Origin of the sequence: Lachnoanaerobaculum sp. MSX33, assembly GCF_000512995.1 — a bacterium.
GTDB lineage: Bacteria > Bacillota > Clostridia > Lachnospirales > Lachnospiraceae > Lachnoanaerobaculum.
In genome coordinates, this window is sequence record NZ_AZXX01000095.1 from 77,561 (window position 1) to 100,091 (window position 22,531).

The 22,531-nt window shown below is 37.9% G+C and carries 19 protein-coding genes and 1 tRNA gene; 4 read left to right on the plus strand and 16 right to left on the minus strand.

Translation table 11 applies throughout. The features are described 5' to 3' along the window. Positions 1–96: 96 nt before the first annotated feature. Complete coding sequence (locus HMPREF1495_RS12350; protein WP_034215350.1) at positions 97–978, plus strand: SH3 domain-containing protein; 882 nt, start codon at positions 97–99, stop codon at positions 976–978. 80 nt (positions 979–1,058) lie between these two features. On the opposite strand, the gene moaC is transcribed toward HMPREF1495_RS12350, so the two are convergent. From moaC to ssnA, 11 genes are all read right to left on the minus strand, one after another. Further along, on the minus strand, positions 1,059–1,523 hold the full coding sequence (gene moaC / locus HMPREF1495_RS12355; protein ID WP_034215353.1) for a cyclic pyranopterin monophosphate synthase MoaC: 465 nt from the start codon (positions 1,521–1,523) through the stop codon (positions 1,059–1,061). Positions 1,524–1,535: 12 nt separating this feature from the next. Beyond that, positions 1,536–2,567 carry a sulfate/molybdate ABC transporter ATP-binding protein gene (locus tag HMPREF1495_RS12360; protein ID WP_034215357.1) on the minus strand — a complete coding sequence of 344 codons (1,032 nt, stop codon included), beginning with the start codon at positions 2,565–2,567 and terminating at the stop codon, positions 1,536–1,538. 1 nt (position 2,568) lies between these two features. Next, positions 2,569–3,237: a molybdate ABC transporter permease subunit gene (gene modB, locus HMPREF1495_RS12365; RefSeq protein WP_034215477.1), complete on the minus strand. Its 669-nt coding sequence runs from the start codon at positions 3,235–3,237 to the stop codon at positions 2,569–2,571. Next, entirely contained in the window at positions 3,230–4,135 is a 906-nt protein-coding gene (modA, locus tag HMPREF1495_RS12370) for a molybdate ABC transporter substrate-binding protein (RefSeq protein ID WP_034215360.1), read from the minus strand. Before modA ends, modB begins: the two co-directional genes overlap by 8 nt. Before the next feature lie 18 nt (positions 4,136–4,153). Further along, positions 4,154–5,083 (minus strand): molybdopterin adenylyltransferase, encoded by a 930-nt coding sequence (mog, locus tag HMPREF1495_RS12375; RefSeq protein WP_034215363.1) that lies wholly within the window; start codon positions 5,081–5,083, stop codon positions 4,154–4,156. Continuing rightward, positions 5,083–6,054: a GTP 3',8-cyclase MoaA gene (gene moaA / locus HMPREF1495_RS12380; protein ID WP_034215366.1), complete on the minus strand. Its 972-nt coding sequence runs from the start codon at positions 6,052–6,054 to the stop codon at positions 5,083–5,085. The genes mog and moaA overlap by 1 nt, the downstream gene beginning before the upstream one ends. 8 nt (positions 6,055–6,062) lie before the next feature. Then, positions 6,063–7,091 carry an XdhC family protein gene (locus HMPREF1495_RS12385; protein WP_034215369.1) on the minus strand — a complete coding sequence of 343 codons (1,029 nt, stop codon included), beginning with the start codon at positions 7,089–7,091 and terminating at the stop codon, positions 6,063–6,065. Positions 7,092–7,110: 19 nt separating this feature from the next. After that, positions 7,111–8,142, minus strand: a complete 1,032-nt coding sequence (locus tag HMPREF1495_RS12390) for a molybdopterin-binding protein (protein ID WP_034215372.1) — start codon at positions 8,140–8,142, stop codon at positions 7,111–7,113. Positions 8,143–8,291: 149 nt separating this feature from the next. Further along, on the minus strand, positions 8,292–9,683 hold the full coding sequence (gene hydA, locus HMPREF1495_RS12395; RefSeq protein ID WP_034215375.1) for a dihydropyrimidinase: 1,392 nt from the start codon (positions 9,681–9,683) through the stop codon (positions 8,292–8,294). A gap of 79 nt (positions 9,684–9,762) precedes the next feature. Then, positions 9,763–12,747, minus strand: coding sequence for a putative selenate reductase subunit YgfK (gene ygfK / locus HMPREF1495_RS12400; RefSeq protein WP_034215378.1), 2,985 nt, complete (start codon positions 12,745–12,747; stop codon positions 9,763–9,765). Further along, positions 12,747–14,090: a putative aminohydrolase SsnA gene (gene ssnA / locus HMPREF1495_RS12405; protein WP_034215381.1), complete on the minus strand. Its 1,344-nt coding sequence runs from the start codon at positions 14,088–14,090 to the stop codon at positions 12,747–12,749. Before ssnA ends, ygfK begins: the two co-directional genes overlap by 1 nt. Positions 14,091–14,325: 235 nt before the next feature. Between ssnA and HMPREF1495_RS12410 the strand changes: the two genes are divergently transcribed. The 3 genes from HMPREF1495_RS12410 to pckA all read left to right on the plus strand — a co-directional run bounded on the left by HMPREF1495_RS12410 (position 14,326) and on the right by pckA (position 17,002). After that, positions 14,326–14,396, plus strand: a tRNA-Gly gene (locus HMPREF1495_RS12410). Between the two features lie 96 nt (positions 14,397–14,492). After that, positions 14,493–15,167 (plus strand): adaptor protein MecA, encoded by a 675-nt coding sequence (locus HMPREF1495_RS12415; protein WP_034215384.1) that lies wholly within the window; start codon positions 14,493–14,495, stop codon positions 15,165–15,167. 227 nt (positions 15,168–15,394) lie between these two features. Next, positions 15,395–17,002 carry a phosphoenolpyruvate carboxykinase (ATP) gene (gene pckA / locus HMPREF1495_RS12420; protein ID WP_034215387.1) on the plus strand — a complete coding sequence of 536 codons (1,608 nt, stop codon included), beginning with the start codon at positions 15,395–15,397 and terminating at the stop codon, positions 17,000–17,002. Positions 17,003–17,058: 56 nt separating this feature from the next. Here pckA and HMPREF1495_RS12425 read toward each other — a convergent pair whose 3' ends face one another. The 5 genes from HMPREF1495_RS12425 to HMPREF1495_RS12445 are packed head-to-tail and all read right to left on the minus strand — an operon-like array spanning position 17,059 to position 22,272. After that, entirely contained in the window at positions 17,059–17,868 is an 810-nt protein-coding gene (locus HMPREF1495_RS12425) for a sugar phosphate isomerase/epimerase family protein (RefSeq protein ID WP_034215390.1), read from the minus strand. 23 nt (positions 17,869–17,891) lie between these two features. Then, positions 17,892–19,661 (minus strand): metal ABC transporter permease, encoded by a 1,770-nt coding sequence (locus HMPREF1495_RS13685; protein WP_084544527.1) that lies wholly within the window; start codon positions 19,659–19,661, stop codon positions 17,892–17,894. Beyond that, positions 19,658–20,545: a metal ABC transporter permease gene (locus tag HMPREF1495_RS12435; protein WP_034215393.1), complete on the minus strand. Its 888-nt coding sequence runs from the start codon at positions 20,543–20,545 to the stop codon at positions 19,658–19,660. The genes HMPREF1495_RS13685 and HMPREF1495_RS12435 overlap by 4 nt, the downstream gene beginning before the upstream one ends. A 3-nt stretch (positions 20,546–20,548) precedes the next feature. Further along, complete coding sequence (locus tag HMPREF1495_RS12440; RefSeq protein ID WP_007596019.1) at positions 20,549–21,259, minus strand: metal ABC transporter ATP-binding protein; 711 nt, start codon at positions 21,257–21,259, stop codon at positions 20,549–20,551. A gap of 17 nt (positions 21,260–21,276) precedes the next feature. Next, a complete protein-coding gene (locus tag HMPREF1495_RS12445; protein WP_034215396.1) occupies positions 21,277–22,272 on the minus strand; it encodes a metal ABC transporter solute-binding protein, Zn/Mn family in 996 nt (331 codons plus the stop codon). Positions 22,273–22,531 lie beyond the last annotated feature (259 nt).

Genomic DNA, 22,531 nt, shown 5'->3' on the forward strand with positions numbered 1-22,531 from the left:
ACAGCTTATATTGTATAATAAAGCTAGGTTTCTGTGAGCTTTGTATTTGAACTTTTATTCACAGATATATAATCGATTTTATAGGAGGTTTACCTGATGGCAAACTCAACCAAAAATACTGCATGGCAGCAGATTCAAAACGGAGTTTATGATACTCAAAAGCTTTTGGCTGCTCAAGAGTATAACTTGTCAATGATTAAGGCAAAACAGACATTGGAAATCATAATAAAGCAGCTCAGCGGTCGTGATGATGATGATGAGCAGAGTATTACCGATATTATAGATTCTTTATATACAAGTAATGTTATTTCCTATGACTCATTTGAACATTATCATAAAATTCGTTCCATAGGAAATAAAGCGATACTTGAAAATAATAATGAGGAATTTAATGCAACTTTTGCATGTCAATTACTCTCTGAGGAAGTACAGACATTTATAAATGAGTACGCTCCAAGAAAAACCCGCGTATCACCTGTGGTTACACCTATCAGAAATGATAATTCTCAAAGAAAAACAAGCGGTACCAGTACTGAAGGTACTCAAAAAAGAAGAGTTGTAAAAAAATCTTCAAAGAACAAGAAAAAGCCTACAGTTAATACTGCAGACTTGACCAAGGTGATTATAGGATTTGTAATCCTTATTGTTTTGATTTTACTGTTCAGATCACTTGTTCCTTCAAAGAAGAAGACCAATACAACAAATACTACAACTACTACTGCAATTTCATCAGACAGTACCGATACTTCAGAGACAAGTGCTGAGACTGCACCTGAGACTGCTGCAAGTGTTAAGTATGTTACAACTGCAAAGTTAAACGTTCGTTCTTCACCAAGCCGTGACGGCGACATACTTGCAACTTTAAATGTAGGTGTAAGTGTGGATTATGCGGGAGAACATGATGCAAACTGGTCCATTATCAATTATAACGGCGGACAGGCTTATGTAGCTACAGCTTATATTAAGCCGGCACAGTAAAACATCAGTAATAAATATAATTAAATAAATATTTCAAAATGAGGGTGCGACTTAAAACCAAGTTACACCCTCACTTTTTATTAAAAATAAAAGTCTCCGCTTTTTCCTCCGGTTTTCTCTAAAAGATGAATATCGCTTATAAGCATTCGCTTATCAATGGCTTTACACATATCATATACGGTAAGCAGTGCAATATTTACTCCCATCAATGCTTCCATCTCCACACCTGTCTGACCTGTAGTCTTTGCTTTTGAGAATACGATTATATCATTCCCTTCAATTTCAAAGGTTATCTTTGAGCTTGTAAGGTTTATATTATGGCACATGGGAATAAGCTCTGAAGTCCTTTTTTGTCCCATAATGCCTGCAACCTGAGCTACCGTAAGTACATCACCCTTTTTTATCTTTTTACCCGTTACCGCCTGCATGGCTTCATCACAAAGAGTAATTCTGCCTGTTGCAATCGCAACTCTGTTTGTAATATCTTTATCTGAAACATCTACCATTACCGCATTTTTATTTTCATCAAAATGTGTAAATTCCATATACTCTCCAATCTATTTCAAAAATAAAATATTTTCCTCATCTATCTGAAGGAAATCAGGTAAACCATTGCTATCAAGCTTTTCTTTAATATCTTTTTGTACAAGCCAGGTAATATCTTCAGTCCCTTTTGTATAAAGGTAATAATTATCCTCAAAGGGCAGCTTTGCCTTACTTTTTAGATTAAATTCTATAAAATTTCCGCTTGCCTCTCCCCATACAGGCATGAACTCATGTGCTCTGATACCGATGGCATTTATTCCCTTCGGCAATTCTTTAGTAAATTTAAATTTTATTCCCCAATCTATAGCCTCTATTGTATTATCTGAAATATATTTTATATCGGAAATATTTTTACAGCCTGTCAGTATTGCCGCCGTTTTGGTCTTAGGGAACTTAAAAATATCCTTCGTATTGCCGATATTTGAAATTTTACCCGCATCAATGACCATCATACTGTCACAAAGCCTGTATACCTCATCTCTTGAGTGTGAAACGAATATTGCACTGCCCTCAAAGTCTTCCAAGATCTGTGCTATCTCTTCCTGTATATGGTCTCTAAGATAAATATCAAGCGCTGAAAATGCCTCATCAAACAGTAATGCTTTCGGCTTTCTGATAAGTATCCTTGCCATTGCAACCCTTGCCGCCTGACCTCCGCTTATCTTGTTCGGTTTTGAATCCTTTATCTTTGTGAGTTCAAACTTCTCAAGAAACTTGTCCGCATCAGCTCTCTCAGACTTACTAAGACCTATAACAATATTTTCATACACTGTAAGATTCGGAAAAAGTGCATAATTTTGAAAACAATATCCTATATGCCTGTCCTTAGGTTTTATATCTATTTTTTTCTCTGAATCAAAAAGCAGCTGATCATCAAGCTTTATATAGCCCTTATCAGGCTTTTCAATACCTGCAAGCATTTTTAAAATCATACTTTTCCCGGCTCCCGAGCCGCCAAGTATTCCTATTCTGTTACTTTCAAGCTTACATTCTATATCTAAAGTAAAATTGTTAAGTTTCTTTTTTATATTTAATTCAAGCATACTACCTCTGCATATACTCCATCAAAAGCATTATTAAAAAGGCTATCAAAAGCACTATAAAAACCCATATTCCGGCTTCAAGATAGCTCTGATTTTGTACAAGATAAGCTATCTGTTGCGATATTGTGGCTGTTTTTCCGGATATATTACCGGCAAGCATGGATGTCGCACCATACTCTCCTATCGCTCTTGCAAAACTTAAAATCGCACCTGAAAAAAGTGACGGCGATGTTATAGGGCATACCACTTTAAAGAAGATCTGAAACTCCGACAGTCCCAAAGTTCTTCCGGCATATATTAGATTCTTATCCAGCTGTAAAAAAGCCGACTTGGCATTCTTATACATTAACGGAAAAGCTATAATAAATGCCGCCAGAACACAGCCGATAAAGCTTTGTACTATTTTTATATGAAAATTGCTGTATAAAAATATGCCTACCGGTCTCCTTCTACTGAATATAAGAAGCAGAAAAAAGCCCACTACGGTAGGTGGAAGTACCATAGGCAATGTAAGTATACTGTCAAATATCGCCATTATTCTTTTGTTCATATAAAGACTTACGTAGGCAAGTCCCACACCAAGGAAAAAACATATTATTGTAGAAAGAAGCCCTATTTTTAGGGTTATAAAAAAAGGGCTCCAGTCTAAATGTGATAAAACATTACTCATATAAATATTTTTCAAATACCTTCTTTACATCATCAGACTTCAAGTAATCATAGAACTTGTCAGCTTCTGCACTTATCTTCTCATCAGCCTCGTCATTATTTACTCTTGCTATAGGATATGTAATCTTTCCGCTAAGATTCTCATCTACCTTTTCAATAATCTGAACATCGTCTTTTCCGTAAGTATCTGTAACATATACAAATCCTACTTCACCAAATCCCTCTACAACAGATAAAAGAGTCTTTGTAACATTTGAGTTTTCAATTACTTCAAGTCCAAGCTTTTCCTGAAGTTCGGCACCTGTGCTCTCCTTGCTTATACCAAGATCGGGATAAGCCTTTGAAAGTGCCTCTCTTGCATATGCACCTGCAGGAACTGTACTCTCACCGATTGATATTGACTTGGCATCCTTTATATTTGCAATACCTGTAACCTTTGTATCTGAACCCTTAGGTGCTACTATACAAAGTTTATTGTGAAGAAGATCCACATCGGTGCCTTCTTTTATAAATCCTTCTTCTTTCAGCTTCTCAACCTGCTTCTTACCGGCACTGAAGAATATATCGCATGCGAATCCTTCCTCAATCTGAGTCTGAAGCTTACCTGATGAATCTGTATTTAAAGCAATCTTTACATCAGGATTTGCCTTGTTGTACTCTGAGATTATCTCTTCCATTGCTTCTTTTAATGATGCCGCCGCAAATACATTGATTGCAGATGCATCACCTTTACTCTCTGCCTTGGTTGTTTCTTCAGCCTTTGTCTCTGCCACTGTAGTAGTCTCTGCCGCTGTTGTAGTCTCAGGCGCTGTGGTTTCTGCAGCCTTTTGTCCTCCACAGCCTACTAATGTCAATGCTGCAACCACACCCAATACTTTACAAATATTCTTTAATCTCATAATTTCTCCCTTTTGTCTTTAATTTGTCTCTCTACCGCTTAATATTCCAAGTCCATGCTTTAGCGGTGTTAATATATATTCAATGTTCTCTTTACAGGCTTTCGGACTGCCCGGCAGATTTATTATCAGAGTATCTCCTCTTATACCGGCGGTTTGACGACTCAGCATAGCCTTTGGTGTTATTGTAAGTGAATAACTTCTAAGTGCCTCTCCTATACCCGGTACTTCTCTTTCCACAACCTGCTTGGTTGCTTCAGGAGTAACATCTCTTTTTGAAAATCCTGTACCGCCTGTAGTAAATACCAGATCCACCTGTCTTTGATCACTGAAGTGCAACAGTTTTTTTACTATTTGACTCTTCTCATCCGGAACTATAATATAATCAACTACTTCCATTCCGGCAGCTTCCACCAGCTCCTTTATAACAGGACCTGATTTATCCTCATATTCCCCCTTAGAAGCTCTGTCAGAAACGGTAATTATACCCACTCTGTACGGACCTTCTTCTTTTTCAATAACTTTTATTTTCTCTCCCTTTTGTACGACTCCCCCTTTTAACACTTCTGCAAATATACCTTCTCTCGGCATAATGCAGTCGCCCATTTTTTTATATATATTGCAGTGGCTGTGACACTCCTTGCCTATCTGTGTGACTCTAAGTTTTGCCTCTCCTATTTCAAGGACAGTTCCCACAGGCAGACTTCTAAGGTCTACACCCCCTACAATTATATTCTCACCGAATGCTCCGAAGTCCACTTCGGCACCTTTTTTTCTGAAAGCATCGATTTTTTCAAATGCCAACAGACTCACCTGTCTATGCCATTTACCCGCATGTGCATCTCCCTTGATGCCCCAGTCTTCTTTTAATATAATTTTTTCTACTTCTTTTTTCTCAGTACCTTTTTTCTCACTGATACATACCGCTAAAACTTCTATATTATTCTCCATTAACCACCTATTTCTACCATATCTTTCATTTCACTGATCTTTGACAAGTCTTCAAAAGCATGAGCTTCGGGCTTTCCTGATATACATTCTCTGATTTTTTCTTTTAATATATTGTGCTTTTCTTCAGGTCCGATTGTGGTATTTTTTAAAATATCCTTTACATCAATATTTGATTCATAACAAAGACATGGTTTTAATTTACCTGTAGATGTAAATCTGATTCTGTTGCAGGAGTCACAAAATTTTCCGTGAATTGCACTGATAAAACCTATAGAACCCGTAAATCCTTCAAGCTTTATATACTTTGCCGGACCGTTCCCATGTCTTTTATTATCCTCTGTAACAATGTATCTTTCTTTTATTCTTTCAAGAATCTCTACATTGCTTACCCCTGTTGATTCCTTGCCATGACCTATAGGCATCATCTCTATAAATCTGATGTTTAATCTGTCATTCTTAGCAAGCTCTATAATATCAAAGAGCTCATCATCATTTACACCCTTTTGTATTACCGTATTTATCTTCGTACTTATTCCTGCATCTATAGCTTCTTTTATACCTGCCATTACATCATTTAATGCATCAACACCGGCAATTTTTTTAAATTTATCTCTGTCAAGAGTATCCAGACTTATATTTACACTTGAAAGTCCTGATTTCTTTAAATCTTTTGCAAGTTTTTCAAGGTAAAACCCGTTTGTTGTCATTGTAATGTCTTTTATATTATCCAAGGTATGAAGCTTTTTTATAAAATCAACTATACCCTCTCTTATAAGAGGCTCTCCACCTGTAATCTTATACTTTGTAATACCGCATTCGCTTGCCGCAAATGCAACTTCATATATTTCATCCAGGCTTAGAGTCTCTTCCACTTTTTTAGTTTCAGGCATACAATATGTGCATCTGAAATTGCATCTGTTGGTAACGGAGATTCTCATATAGTCAATTTTTCTATTGTAACAATCTCTCATATTTATTCTTAAACAAGTTCAATAAGTACTTCTATTCTTCCGCCGCAAACCATACCTTCAATGCTCGCTTCATCATCCGTAAGGTCGACGTGTAGTAAATAAGGCTTTATAATCTCTTCGCCTTTTAATATCTCATCAACCTTTACCATAATGTCATGCTCGGCTTTTCCTCCACCGATAGTTCCGATAAAGCTGCCGTCCTTTAAAAACAGCGCCTTTGCCCCCACGCCTCTCGGTGCGGAACCTTTTTTACCTACTATAGTGGCCATGACCATTCTTTCATTGCTCTCTTCAATCTTTTCAAGCATTCCGTCTACATATCCGACATTTTTAGTCTTGGCATTCTTTACAGATATAATCTCGGCAAGTATTGAAATAGATATTTCCGCCGGAGTTTCAGACTTTATATCAAGTCCTATCGGGGTATAAATTTCCTCAATCTTTTCCTCAGGATATCCCTCACTTCTGATAGCATCAAGTACAAATCCGACTCTTCTCTTAGCTCCCATAAGTCCTACATAGGCATAAGGCTTCTTTAGAATCTCTCTGATGCATTCTTTATCCCACTGATGGCCTCTTGTCACCACTACATAGTATGTATCGTAATCCGAATTAAACTTTGCAAGTGCCGGTGAAAAGTCCTCACAGTAAACTCTGTCTGCCCCTGCATCTCTTGCTTTATCGGCAAACTCTTCTCTGTCTTCAACAACGATCATCTCACATCCGATCATCTGTCCCATTTTTATCAACGCTATGCTCGTATGTCCTGCACCACATATTACTATTTTACTTACATTACATATATGTTCCACATATACTCTGTTTCCGTCTATTTCCGTAATTCCCGGCTTGGTCATATCCTTAATTTCATCAAAATTATCTTTAAAGAAACTTGTATCGGGGCTTATCCATACAAGCTCACCTTCTCTTATAACAGCCTTGCTGCCATAGTCTTTATCGCCCAATGATGTAAATACAAATGTTCTTAATCCTTTTTTCTTTGACTCATCTATTATTTTGTATAATTCCTTGTCCATATCCTCGCTCCTTCTTAATTTATGACATTCCAAATGAACAATTCGGGAATATACACACAGGACAGTGCATGCAATATCCGCCTACTCCCAGACTGTCAATATCAGACTTTTCCACCTTTTCCCCTGCCATAATTCTCGGCAATACAATATCAAATATTGTTTTCTTCTCATACATTACACAACCGGGAAGTCCCATAAAGGTTACATTTTCATTCTCCCCTCCATAGGCAAGCATAAACATAGCTCCCGGCAGTACAGGAGCACCGTAAGTAATAACCCTGCTTGCATTCTGTCCTATAGCATAAGGTGTCTTATCATCAGGGTCCACACTCATTCCGCCTGTACAAAGTACAATATCCACGCCTGCAGCCATGACCTTTTTGATGCACTCTATCTCCATCTCCACATCATCACTGCTTATCTCATGTGCTATAACTTCGGCACCATAGGCTTTCATCTTATTTATAACCACAGGTGTAAAGGTATCCTTAATTCTTCCATAGTAAACTTCATTACCTGTAGTCACTATTCCGACTTTCATCTGTTTGTACGGTAAAAGCTCAAAGAGAGGCTTGTCTCCTACAATTTCCTTTGCCTTTTCCATTTTTTCCTTTTCTATAATAAGCGGTATGACTCTCATACCTGCAAGATGCTGACCGGCTTTCACAGGAAAGTTGTCGTGTATACTTGCAATCATCATCTCACCAAGTGAGTTGAGCTTATTGATTCTTTCCTTATCTATCTTTAAGAGTCCGTCACACTCCGCAATCAACTCAACCTTACCCTCTTTGATATCAGGATCTCTTGTAAGATGTTCATTCTTACACATATCATAAAGCATAAGTGCCGCATCATTTTCATGCAGCATATTTTCATTTACTTCCCAGATATAGATGTGATCCTTGCCTACTGAAAGCAGTACTTCCACATCTTCTTCTCTTATAATATGACCTTTTCTGAATACCGGTCCTTTTTTCTCGCCTTTTATTATCTGTGTTATATCATGACAGAGCATATGCCCTACGGCATCTTTAGTATCTATAAGTCGCATATTTCCCCTTCTATATTCCGCAACGGTTTGAGCCAATCCGCTACACTGAAATTTTTAATTATATTAAAGCATTATACAATAAAATCAATAAAAGTGCCATGATTTATTTGAATACAAAATAAATCATGGCATCTGCAAAACTGTTTTAATTATAAAAACTTCTGATATGGTTTTCTCTCTAAGAATTTACCCTCAGGAGTATCTTTGATTTTGGCATTATCAACTATTTCACTACCTCTTAAGAATACTTTATCGATATGTCCGCTAAGAACTTTACCCTCAAGCGGTGCATAGTCACATTTTGAAACCTGAGTAGCGGCAGTAATCTTAGTCTGTGCCTTCGGATCTAATATGACGATATCGGCATCAAAACCTTCCTCTATGAATCCTTTTCTGTCATAAAGTCCGTAAAGTTTTGCAGGATTCTCACAAAGTACTTCACACATCTTTTCTACACTGATTCTACCTGCGGCAACACCTTCGGAGTACATCACAATACCTCTTGTCTCTACACCCGGCATTCCTCCCGGAATCTTTCTAAAATCTTCCATACCAAGTTTCTTTTGCTCGGATGTGAAAGAACAGTGATCTGTTGCCACAGTTTGAATTTCTCCGTCCGCAATAGCCTTCCAAAGCTCGTCAATATCAGACTGTTCTCTAAGCGGTGGCGCTATAACATACTTAGCTCCTTCAAATCCCGGTAACTCATACAGACTGTTGGTCATGGTAAGATACTGCGGACAAGTCTCCGCATATACCTTCTGTCCTCTTTCTCTGGCGGCTCTTATCTCATCAAGGCCTTCCTTACATGTCAGATGAACATCAATGATATCACTTCCTGCCACCTCAGCAAGGTGAAGTATTCTGTTAATAGCCTCCGCCTCAGCTGCAGCCGGTCTGGTCTTATAATGAGATGAAACTTTGTCCTGTAATCCTGCTTCCACAAATTCCTGCTGAAGCGCAAATATAAGTCCGGCATTCTCACAATGTACTCCGGTAATGGCTCCTACTTCCTTAAGTCTTTGCAGTACTTCAAAAGCCTCATTGTCATGCAGGAGAATGTCGTATGTCAGATAAATTTTAAAAGTGGTTACACCTCTGTCCATCATATCCTGACACTGACGCTTTGCCTCCTCATTCCAGTCACTGATTGACATATGTATTCCATAGTCACAGAATACTCCGTCTTCAGCCTTTTTAAGCCAATTGTCCATGCCTTCGTTAAGAGTTTCTCCCTTGTACTGGGTGCCGAAATCGATAATAGTTGTGGTTCCTCCGCTTATCGCAGCTCTTGTTCCCGAATAGAAATTATCACATGTTACCGTACCTGCCACATGCAAGTCAAAATGTGTATGTGCATCTATAAATCCCGGGAATATAAGCTTACCGGAAGCATCTACTATCTTTGTACCTTCATCAAGCTTAGCTGCTTCACCGTTTTTAAATATTTTACTTATTTTCTCATCTTCAATAAGTATGTCCGCATCAAAGCTTTCTTTGGAATTTACTATTTTTCCACCCTTAATAAAAACTCTATTCATATTATCTCCTTACATAGCAAAATATGCCACTTTTTAGGGTGGCATATCTTAACTATATCATATTTTATCTTAGTCTATATTATAGGAGCAAATACTCATATTCATTATAGATAGTGTCTATAAGTTCAGCATATCTATAATTGAGCTTGTCATTGCTCTCACCTATTCTATATACAAGATTTTGTCCGTCAATTCTTACCTTAACATCCTTGCTTCCCTTAATGATTACAAAACCGTCATTCTCTGAATCAAGCATGTCTTCTTCGCTTGCGAATAATGTAAGCTTATCCTTATATGGTGCAGAAGCGTATGGACAGAATGTCTCACAGTTACCGCACTCATTGCACATGTAATCCACATGAACTATCTGATGGCTACCCTTTACATTAACATATACATTAGCTCTGTTTGGACAAACCTCTGTACAATTCTCACAAATATAGTCACAAGCTAAACATCTATTGTCAGCCTTCTTCTCCTCTACCTCTTCAAGGATTCCTCTGTATGAGTATACCTTCTCGTCAGTAGTATCTGAAACCTTAAGCTCACCGATTGCATGATTTACGATAGCCTCGCAAACCTTCTTACTGTCGGCAATAGCCTTTACAATAACAGATGCGCCCTTAGCACCGTCACCTGCAGCATATACTCCCTTAACATTTGTCTCAAGAGTAACAGGATCAAGTACAGGAAGGTTCTTCTTGTCGATCTCAATACCGTTGCTTGTGTAGAAGTCACCTCTTACACTCTCACCGATTGATGCGATAAGTGTATCACATGGTAATTCAACAAGTTCATCTGTCTCCTTAACACCTCTTCTACCGCTTGCATCAGGCTCACCAAGTACGTTCTTAGCACATACAAGTTTTCCGCCCTTAAATGATTTTGGAGAAACAAGTGTAACGAACTCTACGCCGTCCTCAATTGCCTCGTTAAGTTCTTCCTCGTCAGCAGGCATATATCTTGCATTTCTTCTGTATGCAAGGTATACATTCTTAACTCCCGGAACTCTCTTAGCAGCTCTTGCAACGTCCATAGCTGTGTTTCCACCACCTACAACGATAACATTCTCGCCAAGATCCATCTTTCCTTCAGTCTTTTTGAAGTCCTCTAAGAAGTGAAGTGCATTGATTGCCTTTCCTTCTTCAAGCTCAAGCGGAAGCTCCTTATGTGCACCGATTGCAAGGATAACCTTATCAAAGCCTTCAGCCTTAAGTGCATTTATATCATCAATTCTCTTGTTTGTAACAAACCTTGCTCCGTAAGCCTTTGCAAGCTCTACGTCTCTTTGGATATCGTCAGCAGGAATTCTGAATCCCGGAATGATGTTTGCAACAACACCACCCATAGTATCTCTCTCATCAAATACAGTAACATCCACGCCTTCTCTTGCAAGGAAGAATGCAGCTGCGATACCTGCAGGACCGCCACCTACTACAGCAACCTTTAAGTTCTTCTTATCGGCACTCTTTAAAGTAGGTACAACCTTTTCAAATGCGTTCTGTGCAGCAATAAGCTTATTTCTTCTGATCTGCACATCTTCTTCATAGTGATTTCTTGTACAAGCACTCTGACATGTATGTGTACAGATATGACCTGTCATGAACGGAAGCGGGTTCTTATCCAAGATAACATTAAGAGCGTCTTCATACTTTCCTTCATTAACAAGAATTCCGTAAGTTGTAATATCCTGATTGATAGGACATCTGTTTACACAAGGTGCCATGTAGCAATCAAGGTAAGGAACCTTCTTGCTTGACTTTCTGTTTGGAAGCGGCTTAACAGGCTTAACATGATGCTTATCGCTTCTAACATCTGAAACAAGCTTCTCAAGAGCCTCTACATCAATTCCTGACCAAGCCTTAATCTCAGGCTTTTCAAGCTTTTCTGACATCTCAATAAATCTCTGATATCCGCCCGGTTTCAAGATAGTAGTAGCCACTGTTACAGGCCAGATTCCACTACCGACAACCTTATCTATATTGAAGTAATCACAACCGCCTGAATATGCAATTCTAAGCTTGCCGTTAAAGCTTCTTGAAAGATTTCTCGCAACAAGAAGTGAAAGCGGATAGAGTGACTTTCCTGACATGTACATTTCCTGTGACGGAAGCTCATTGTTCTTTACATCAACCGGGAATGTATTTGTAATCTTAACACCGAACTCAAGGTTCTTTGAAGAAGCGAGTGCCATAAGTCTTTCCAACATAGGAACTGCATCCGAGTACTGTAAATCCTCTTTAAAGTGAAGATCTGTAAACGCAATGTAGTCATATCCCATGCTGTCAAGCATCTCTCTTGCAACTTCATATCCAAGAAGAGTCGGGTTACATTTTACAAATGTATTCAATCCCTTTTCTGTAATAAGATATGATGCAATAGCCTCAATCTCCTGTGGAGGACATCCGTGCAATGTAGATACTGTTACGGAATTTACAATATCAGGAGTGATAGCATCAAGATCGGCCTTTGTAAACTTCTTGAACTTGCTTAAATTCTTCTCAAGATATTCCTTACACTCTTTGTATATCGGAGTCTCTGAAGCATCCATCATTCCGTTGATGAAATTATCAACCTTAGGAAGCTTAACGCCTTCAAGATCGTAACCTACCGAAATATTGAACTGGAAGCCGTCGCTGCCACCAAGATCCCATTCTTTTGAGATAACTTTAAGTGCAAACCAACCCTTGATGTACTCTTCAAAAGCTTCCTGAACTGTAAGCTCTGTTGACCACTCACAGTTGTAGCACTCATCCTCAGCTGTAATACATGGCTTAGCCACGCAAGCTGCAAGCTCTCTACCGTCCATCTTCTGAACTGTCTTAAGCTCGAAGAATCTTGCACCTGCATAATATCCTGCGATAATATTCTGTGCGAGCTGTGTATGAGGACCTGCTGCAGGACCTATCTGTGTCTCCAATTTTCTTCCGAAAATAGTGTAGAATTTATTCTTATCAGCCTTATAAGCTTTCTTTACTCCGTAACAAGAGCCTTCTTTTTCCTTCTCCTCAAGGAGTCTTTCCATGATCCTATTAAAAGGAATCGGTGTCATTATATCGCCCATTATGCATTTCCCCTTCCATTGATCTTATTTGCAAGCCTCATAGCGCCTTCTCTTACCTTAGCAAGTACTTCCTTTTCATCAATGTGAAGAAGCTCTCTATCTTTCATCAAGATATTTCCGTTTGCAATTGTAGTTCTGACATCTTTTCCACATACTCCGAACAACAGATGGCTGTTGATATTTGAAGCGGTCATAGGTGTATTAGGTGTATAATCAACAATGATAACATCCGCTGCCGCTCCCGGTTTTAACACTCCAAGTGGCTTCTTAAAGTATCTGTTTGCAATATTTGCATTGTACTCAAAGAGCATCTTCGGAACTTCGCTCCAAGCTGCATTAGGATCGCATAAATGGTGCTTATGAAGCACATTTGCAACCTTCCATGACTCTAAAACGTCATGTGTATAACCGTCACTTCCGAGTCCGCATACGATTCCTCTGTGAACGAGCTCCATTGTCGGAGGGCATCCGCATGCATTACCCATATTTGACTCAGGGTTATGTACTACACAAGTGTTTGTATCTCTGATGAGATCCATCTCGTGTGGGTTAATATAAATACAGTGTGCAAGCAATGACTTATCGCCAAGAACCTTCCAGTCATATAATCTGTCAACAATTCTTTGGTTGTGTACTTTCAAGCATGAATGCAAATCTTCAATACCTTCGGCTACGTGGATATGACATCCGATATCTTCCGGCTTTCTTGACATAGCGTATTCCATTGACTTGTCAGAAATTGTGAAGCTTGCATGCATTCCCATCATACCTGCAATCATGTCTGAATCGTCTTTTTTTGCATGATTTGCAAAATCAACGTTCTCCTTAACAGCAGCCTTCATCTTGTCTTCGCCATCACGATCAGATATCTCATAGCAAAGACAGCTTCTAACGCCTGTCTGTCTTGCAGCCTTTTCAATAGCAAAAAGGCTTCCCTCGATCTCACCGAAGCTTGCATGATGATCAAAAATAGTAGTAACACCGTTCTTGATACAATCAATGTAAGTGGTCATGGCAGAAAGATATGTGAGCTCATTGTCTAAATTTCTGTCTATTGTCCACCATAAGCCGTCCAGGATCTCCAAGAATCCATGTGGGTTGTAACCGTTGATGCTAAGGCCTCTTGCCATAGCTGAGTAAATATGCTCATGTGTGTTTATGAACGCCGGCATTATGAGCCCGCCCTTTGCATCCACGAAAGTTGCATCCGCATATTTTTCCTTCAAATCACGGTAGTTTCCAACCTCTAAAACTGTGTTGCCATCCAGTACTACAGACCCATCTTCAATCAATGGCTGTTCCTGATTTCCAGTAACTACCCTTCCATTACCAATTAGTAGCATTGTAAATCTCCTCTCTGAATTATGCAGTTTTAATTACAAAAACCTAATAATGTAGCTTGTATTTTAACATTTTTCTATAAGCTTTTCAATACTTATCTAATTATATTTTATTATTTCTAAAATATTTTAAGACAAACAGGTATGTATTAAAAAATATACACAAAACTCATATTTATTCTATTTTTTCCGCTTGACATTTATCTCTCATTTTGATATCATGACAAAGTAATTTTTTGCAGGTGTGGTTCAATGGTAGAACATCAGCCTTCCAAGCTGAATACGTGGGTTCGATTCCCATCACCTGCTTTTTTTGTGCTTTTCTTTAGGCACTTACTCTCTTTACATAATTGTAAAACATAAGTACAATATATTTGTACAATTCCTATAGAAAGGGGTGATACCTTGAGAATTGAAAGGATTAGTACCAATCAGATAAGATGTACACTGTCAAATGTGGATTTGGAAAACAGAAATTTAAATGTAGTTGAATTGGCCTACGGCAGTGACAATGCCAAGGCATTGTTTCAGGAAATGCTGAGCAAAGCCTCTTACGAGGTAGGATTTGATGCGGATGACTCTCCTCTGATGATAGAGGCGGTTCCGCTTTCAAACGAAAGCATTGTTATATATGTAACAAAAGTTGACGATCCGGATGAGCTGGATACGCGTTTTGCAAAGTTCTCTCCGACTATGGCTGATGATGTGTTTGCCTCTTTTGATATGAAGTTTAATAATCTTTTAGAGGGTGCGCTCGATCTTGATGAAACTGATAAGTCTGAAGAACAGGAAAGCTATTTAAGAGCATACTCTTTTGAAACTTTAGATGAACTTATAGAGGCCGCAAAGGCGGTAAAGATCTATTCAGGTGAAAACACTTTATATAAGGATGAGGTAAATAAACGCTTTATTCTGGTTCTAAAAAAGAATGAGAATAAAAAGGATTTCGCCTCGGCAGCAAATATTCTTTCAGAATACGGTGTGAAGCTTTCCGCTACCGCATTCAGTGAAGACTATTATAAAGAACATTTCAAAGTAATGGTCAAGGAAAATGCCATTTCACAGATATCAAAAATATAATATTTTGATTATTTTAAAGCGCTGATTCGTTCGGTGCTTTTTTATTTCGTATTTTTTTTAACAAAGTTCAAAATATTATTGATTTTTTCCAAATTGTTATGTATATTCTAATAAGGTTATTGTACTTCAAAGAGTACATGACTTTATATTTTGTATCAAGGGGAAAATACCTTTTCACCCGGGTTTCATGATAACAAAATAAATGAATTATAGAAAAGAGGATTATTATGGCAAATATTGATTTAACTCAGTATGGCATCACAGGCACTACAGAGATAGTACACAATCCATCTTATGATGAATTATTTGCAGCCGAGACAGATTCTGCATTATCAGGCTATGAAAAGGGACAGGTTAGTGAGCTTGGTGCCGTTAACGTATTAACAGGTATCTACACAGGTCGTTCCCCTAAAGATAAATTTATAGTTATGGATGAGAATTCAAAAGATACAGTTTGGTGGACATCTGCTGATTATGCAAATGACAACCATCCGCTTTCAGAGGATTCTTGGAAAGTTTTAAAGGACCTTGCAAAGAACGAGCTTTCAAACAAGAAGCTTTATGTAGTAGACGCTTTCTGTGGTGCAAACAAGGACACAAGAATGTCTGTTCGTTTCATCGTGGAAGTTGCTTGGCAGGCACATTTCGTTACAAATATGTTTATTAAGCCGACTGCCGAGGAGCTTGAGAACTTCAAACCTGACTTCGTAGTTTACAATGCTTCAAAAGCAAAGGTAGCCAACTACAAGGAGCTTGGTCTTAATTCAGAAACAGCTGTTGCTTTCAATATCACAAGCCGTGAGCAGGTTATTCTTAACACATGGTACGGCGGTGAGATGAAGAAAGGTATGTTCTCAATGATGAACTACTATCTTCCACTTAAGGGAATTGCTTCAATGCACTGTTCAGCAAATACAGATATGAACGGTGAGAATACAGCTATTTTCTTCGGTCTTTCAGGAACAGGTAAGACAACTCTTTCAACAGATCCTAAGAGACTTCTTATCGGTGATGATGAGCACGGTTGGGATGACAACGGTGTATTCAACTATGAGGGCGGATGCTATGCTAAGGTTATCAACCTTGACAAGGAGTCTGAGCCTGATATCTACAATGCTATCAGAAGAGATGCTCTTTTAGAGAACGTTACTCTTGATGAGAACGGTAAGATTGACTTTAATGACGGAAGCAAGACAGAGAACACAAGAGTTTCATATCCTATCGACCATATTGAGAATATAGTTAAGCCTATATCACACGGTCCTGCTGCAGAGAATGTAATCTTCCTTTCAGCAGATGCGTTCGGAGTACTTCCTCCTGTATCAATCCTTACACCTGAGCAGACACAGTACTACTTCCTCAGCGGATTTACAGCTAAGCTTGCAGGTACAGAGCGCGGTATCACAGAGCCTACACCTACATTCTCAGCTTGCTTCGGACAGGCATTCCTTGAGCTTCATCCTACAAAGTACGCTGAAGAGCTTGTAAAGAGAATGGAAAAGAATGGTTCAAAGGCTTATCTTGTAAATACTGGATGGAACGGAACAGGAAAAAGAATCTCTATCAAGGATACTCGTGGTATCATCGACGGAATCCTTAGCGGTGCTATCAAGAATGCTCCTACAAAGAAGATTCCTTACTTTGATTTTGAGGTTCCTACAGAGCTTGAGGGCGTTGATACAAAGATTCTTGACCCAAGAGATACATATGCAAATGTTGCCGATTGGGAAATCAAGGCAAAGGATCTTGCTTCAAGATTTGCAAAGAACTTCAAGAAGTATGAGACAAATGAGGCAGGTAAGGCTTTAGTAGCTGCCGGCCCAAAGGTAGACTAATACTTTAAAAGATTTATAAATTTTTAGAGGCTGTAGCAAGTGCTACAGCCCCTTTTTTATCTGAAAAGATTTTTCATAAATGCAAGATCTTCTTTTGCATATTCAGCTCTTTCTTCTTCTCTTATTACGCTGATATCCGGTTTTTCTTTTTTAATCCAGTCTTTAATGATATCATATCTCATAATACCTTCACCGAGCTTACATGCCACATGTCTGCCTTTATCAGGAAAAACTCCGTCTTTTAAATGAATAATTTTTGTTTCCTTTCCGAATGCATCTATACATTCTTTCCAAAGAGCCTCCTGTGAATACACTCTCTCCTTTGTAAGTACATTCAAAGGATCGAATATTATCTTTAATCTCTCACTATTCAATGTATTCAACATCTTAGCCGTACATTCTGCATTATAAAGCGTATGTGATGCCACAGGCTCCATTGCCACATAGGCATCATATTTATCGGCTTCATTTAAAACATCATCAAGTCTTTTTAGAAGCTTCGGAAAAAGTCTTACCTTGTTTTCCATATCCACTTCTCCGTAAGAACTTTCACTTCCTACATATAATGCTCCAAGGGGTTTGCTTATTTTAAGTGCCGCCACAAACTCATCTCTATGCTTTTCCCATACATCTTCATCATCTGTGGTAAAGTCGATATAGCTGCCCAAAACACTTATTTCCATTCCGCAAAAAGCATCTCTTATATATTCAATATCCTCCTGATTTACATCAATATTTCCGGTAATTCCCGGCAAAGATTTTTTTACAGCCAAATGAACAGCTTCAAACCCGTTTTCTCTAATCTTCTCTGCAAGAATTTTCGCATCATATTTTCCGTAGTCGTGAGCTCTTACACCAAATTTCAAATTTCCATCCTCCAAATAAAAAATCAAATAATTTCAACCATCATCCTTACAGCCGCTTTGCCTGCAATATGCTTATCTTCAGTTGCAGAGCTTACAAGTATTGAATCGTCAAAATCATCAATATCCTTTACTACAAATTCATCTCCTAAAGCAATCTTTTTTTCTTCAAGATATTCAATCAAATCTCTGTCATCTTCAACTTTATGAAGGCGACAGGAAATACCCCTTGATACCTCCGAGAGCTTTTTTAATTTATCGGTATCAGGATGATTTTCGTATATTTCATTTCCATGCGGACAGTGCATAGGTTTTTTCAAAAATTCATTCAGTCTGTCCTTTAGTCCGTTTGAAGTTACATATTCCAAAGCCTTTGCATCCTCGTGTACATCCTGCCATGAATAACCCAGATATTCCACCAAAAACAGCTCCCACAATCTATGTTTTGTAAGCAATGTTCTTGCTCTTATTTTGCCGCTCTCCGTCAAAAGAATCGACTTGTTCTCAGTATATACTTCACCCTCATCTACCAGTTTTTTTAACATCTCACTTACAGATGCAGCTTTTACCCCCAAAATCTCTGCAATCTTTTTATTTGTTGCAGTTTCCTTTTTTTCAATAAGCTCATAAATTGCTAATATATAATCATCTCTGCCGGTGTCTATCTTAGCCATATCATTTTCCCTTACTCTAAGTCCGTAATGTTTTCTTATATCATCACTTAATTTTTTACCTGTTTCAGTCAGAGAATATACACCTCTTTCTTTTGCACGATAAACATATCCCTTTTTTATCAGCTTGTCCAAAACATTTTTGAGCTTTCTGTCGGACCAGGCAATATGCTCTCTTATTGTACTGTATCCCAGTTCACCGAGTGCATTTTTCTTTCCTGTATGATTATCTATGTGTAAAATCAAAAGTTCTCTACTGAAACGATTTTTGTTTTTAATATATCTTATCATCTTAGTGATAATTCCGCCGGGATATACTGCAATGGTTATCATAAATGTTAAGCCTGAAACTACAGCACACATTCCCGACATGGATACATTAAATTTTACAGCAAGAAAATATCCAATGCAAGAATTAACTACTGCATATACAGCTGCCAAAAATATAGTTATTTTCAAATCCTTTGATATCAGATATGCACTTGCAGCCGGTGAAATAAAGAAAGCAATTGCAAGTATTGCACCTACAGATTCAAATGCCGAAACTGCGGTAAATGAAACCAATGCCATAAAAACATAATAAAGGCCTGTACCTGCAATACCTGCTACGCCTGCATATACAGGATCAAATGAACTTATTTTAAGTTTTCTATAAAATACCGCTATAAATGCTGCATTTATAAAAAGCACAAGACTCATCTGCACCAAAGCCTTGGGAAGACTGATACCAAGGAAATTTATTCTATGAAGCGGAGCAAGTATAATTTCTCCAATCAAAACCACCTCGGTATCCAAATGCACATTTCTTGCATATCTTGTAATAAGTATAACAGCTATCGAAAAAAACAATGGAAAAATTATACCTACAGAAGCATCTTCAGTCACTCTTTTACTTTTTATCAGCAACTCTATACAAACAGTCGTCAATACACCGAAAAGACTTGCTCCTATTATTAATAAAACACTCCCTATATCTTTAGTAACAAAATATCCTATAACTATTCCAAGAAGTACGGAATGTGAGATCGCATCGGAAACCATTGACAGTCTTCTTAACACTAAAAACACTCCCAAAACGGCACAGGCAAGTGAGGTTATTATAAGAATATACAAAGATTCAATCATTTCCCTGCCCTCATCTTCCTAATATTTAAAAGCATTCTCACAATACCTCTCGGTGCAAACAATACAGAAAAGAGTGCAATAACAGACATAATAAGTATTATGCTTGGTCCTGTAGAAAATCCCTTAACCGCACTGCTTATAAAAGTACCGAAAAATGCAGATACGGCTCCCGTTACCGCCGCAATCACCAAGACTTTCTCATAGCTATTACTCCATTGCAAACCTGTAACGGCAGGAGTTATAAGCATACTGCTTATAAGAATGGCACCCACCGCCTTTAGACCTGCAGCAATCAAAATCATTGTTATTATCATTATAAGAAGAGAGGTAAGTCTTGAATTTATCCCTATTGTATACGCATAAACCATATCAAATACATATACCTTTATCTCTTTGTAAAACAGTATAAACAGGGCAAGAGATATAATCGATACCGCAAGTATTATATAAACATCCTCTCTCAGTATATATGCCGCCTGTCCGAATATATAGCTTGCAAGCCCCGACTGCGAAGCTCCCTGATATTTCGGATTGCCCTGTATATAACTTTTTAATACCATACCCATACCGAACATTGCAGATAAAATTACCGCCATTGCAGTATCCGCTTCTATCTTGGAACCTTCCGAAATAATCTGAATCAGCATAAAAGCAACTATACCTGCCACTATTGCACCGAGCATTAAAATAACCGCACTTTTTCTTCCGGATATCATAAATGCCAAAATTATGCCGGGAAGTGATGCATGTCCTACAGCATCACCTATCAGACTTTGCCCCTTTAAAATACTTATCGTTCCGACTATACCTGTTGCCATGGCAAGCAGCATTGTTCCTATCGCAACCACAATAAACGAATATTGTGTAATAATACTTATATTCATAGCCTACTCCCCATATGTCGCATCTATATTCTCTTTTACAAAGGTTTCCTCGGTCCTTCCGCTTGCTATAAGCTGCTTATTAACCATAATTACATGATCGAAATATTCGCATAGGGTGTTTAAATCATGGTGTACAGCTATAATGGTCTTTCCCTCTTTTTTAAACTCCCTCATTGTTTCTATAATTATATTTTCTGTTTTCTTATCAACTCCTGCAAGCGGTTCATCCATAAAGTAAATAAGGGCATTCTGAGCAATTGCCCTTGCTATGAATACCCTTTGTTTTTGTCCACCTGAAAGTTCTGAAATCTGTCTGGATGCAAAATCTTCCATTTTCATTTTTTTCAATGCTTCCAAAGCTTTTTCTTTTTCAGAAGCATTTACTCTTTTAAATAAACCAAGTCCCGCATATCTACCCATTGTCACCACGTCAATCACTGTAGTAGGGAAATTCCAATTTACAGTAGTGGTTTGAGGTATATAAGCAATCTGCTTATATACCTCCTTGTAAGACTTACCCATAATACTTACTTTACCTGAAATAGGCTTCATAAGCCCCAGTATTCCCTTCATCAATGTGGATTTTCCGGCTCCGTTAGGTCCTATTATTGCAGTAATGCTTCCCTCATAGATATCAAGATCCATATCCCATATCACAGGAATATCTGTATATGCCATTGTAAAGTCTTCCAAATGTATCAATACTTTTTCCATATCAAACCTCAAAGGTACTATTTTAAATTATCGGTAATAAGTTTTACATTATGCTTATACATATCAATATATGTATCGCCGTCTTCTCCCTTCGGTGCCAATGAATCCGAGAACAACTCATTTCCTTCACCGCTTACAATCTTTACATCCGCTCCCTTTGCAGCCGCACCTTCTCTTAACTTTTCCATACGGGCAGGATCGGTTGTAGATTCCGCAAATATAGCTTTTATTTTATGTTCCACTATAAAATCTATGGTTTCCTGTATATCCTGATTTGCCACCTCCGATTCGGTACTTACACCTTGAGGTGCTTTTACTTCTATATCATATGCTCTTGAAAAATAATTAAATGCATCATGAGGTGTGATCAAATATCTGCTCTCCTTAGGTATTGAAGAAATATTCTCCTTTACATACTCATCAAGCTTTGTAAGTTCCTCCAAATACTTTGTCTTATTCTCTTCATATTGATCTTTATATTCGGGGTTCAGATTTTCAAGTGACTCACCTGCAGCTTCAACCGCCATTTTATAAAGTCCTATATCAAACCAGAAATGCGGATCTGTAATAACCTGGCCGTCTTCATCCATTGTTCCTATGCGATCTTTCGGAAAATTTCTGCTTACAGCCTCACCCTTGGCCTCAAGTGCTTCCACCATTTTCCCTTCAAAATGAAGGCCGTGATAAAGAGTAAGATCTGAAGAACTAAGTTTTGTATAGTCCTCAGGCTTTGCAACATATAGATGCGGGTCCTCTCCGGCAGGTATTATAAGCTCTACATTAACGGTGTCACCTGCAAGCTCTTCCACCATATCCTGTAAAAATGAAGTTGTAACGACTACATTCTTCTTATTCATGGTATCACTACCTGCTTTTGATGTTTCCTCCATTGACTTTGCCTCTGTATTTTGTGCAGTAGCCTGAGTATATGAAGTTTTTCCTCCCGAACATGCACAAAGTGATAAAGCCATTCCTGCGGCTGCAATAAGTATACTCAAATTTCTTTTAAACATATTATCCCTCCTAATAAATTAGGTTATTTTATTTTTATAATTAGGTTAACCTAACTATATTTTTATTTATACCTTATTTCATCCGGGAAATCAAGTGCAATACAGGATATTTTACAAATTTAATTTTTTAATTTAATTTTTCATGTTAATACAGATAATTACAATAAAATACTTTTCCGTAAATAATATTCCGTTATTCTTTAAAATTTATTCTGTTATTTTCGCCGAAATTCAAAATTAGTTACAATATAGTAAGATA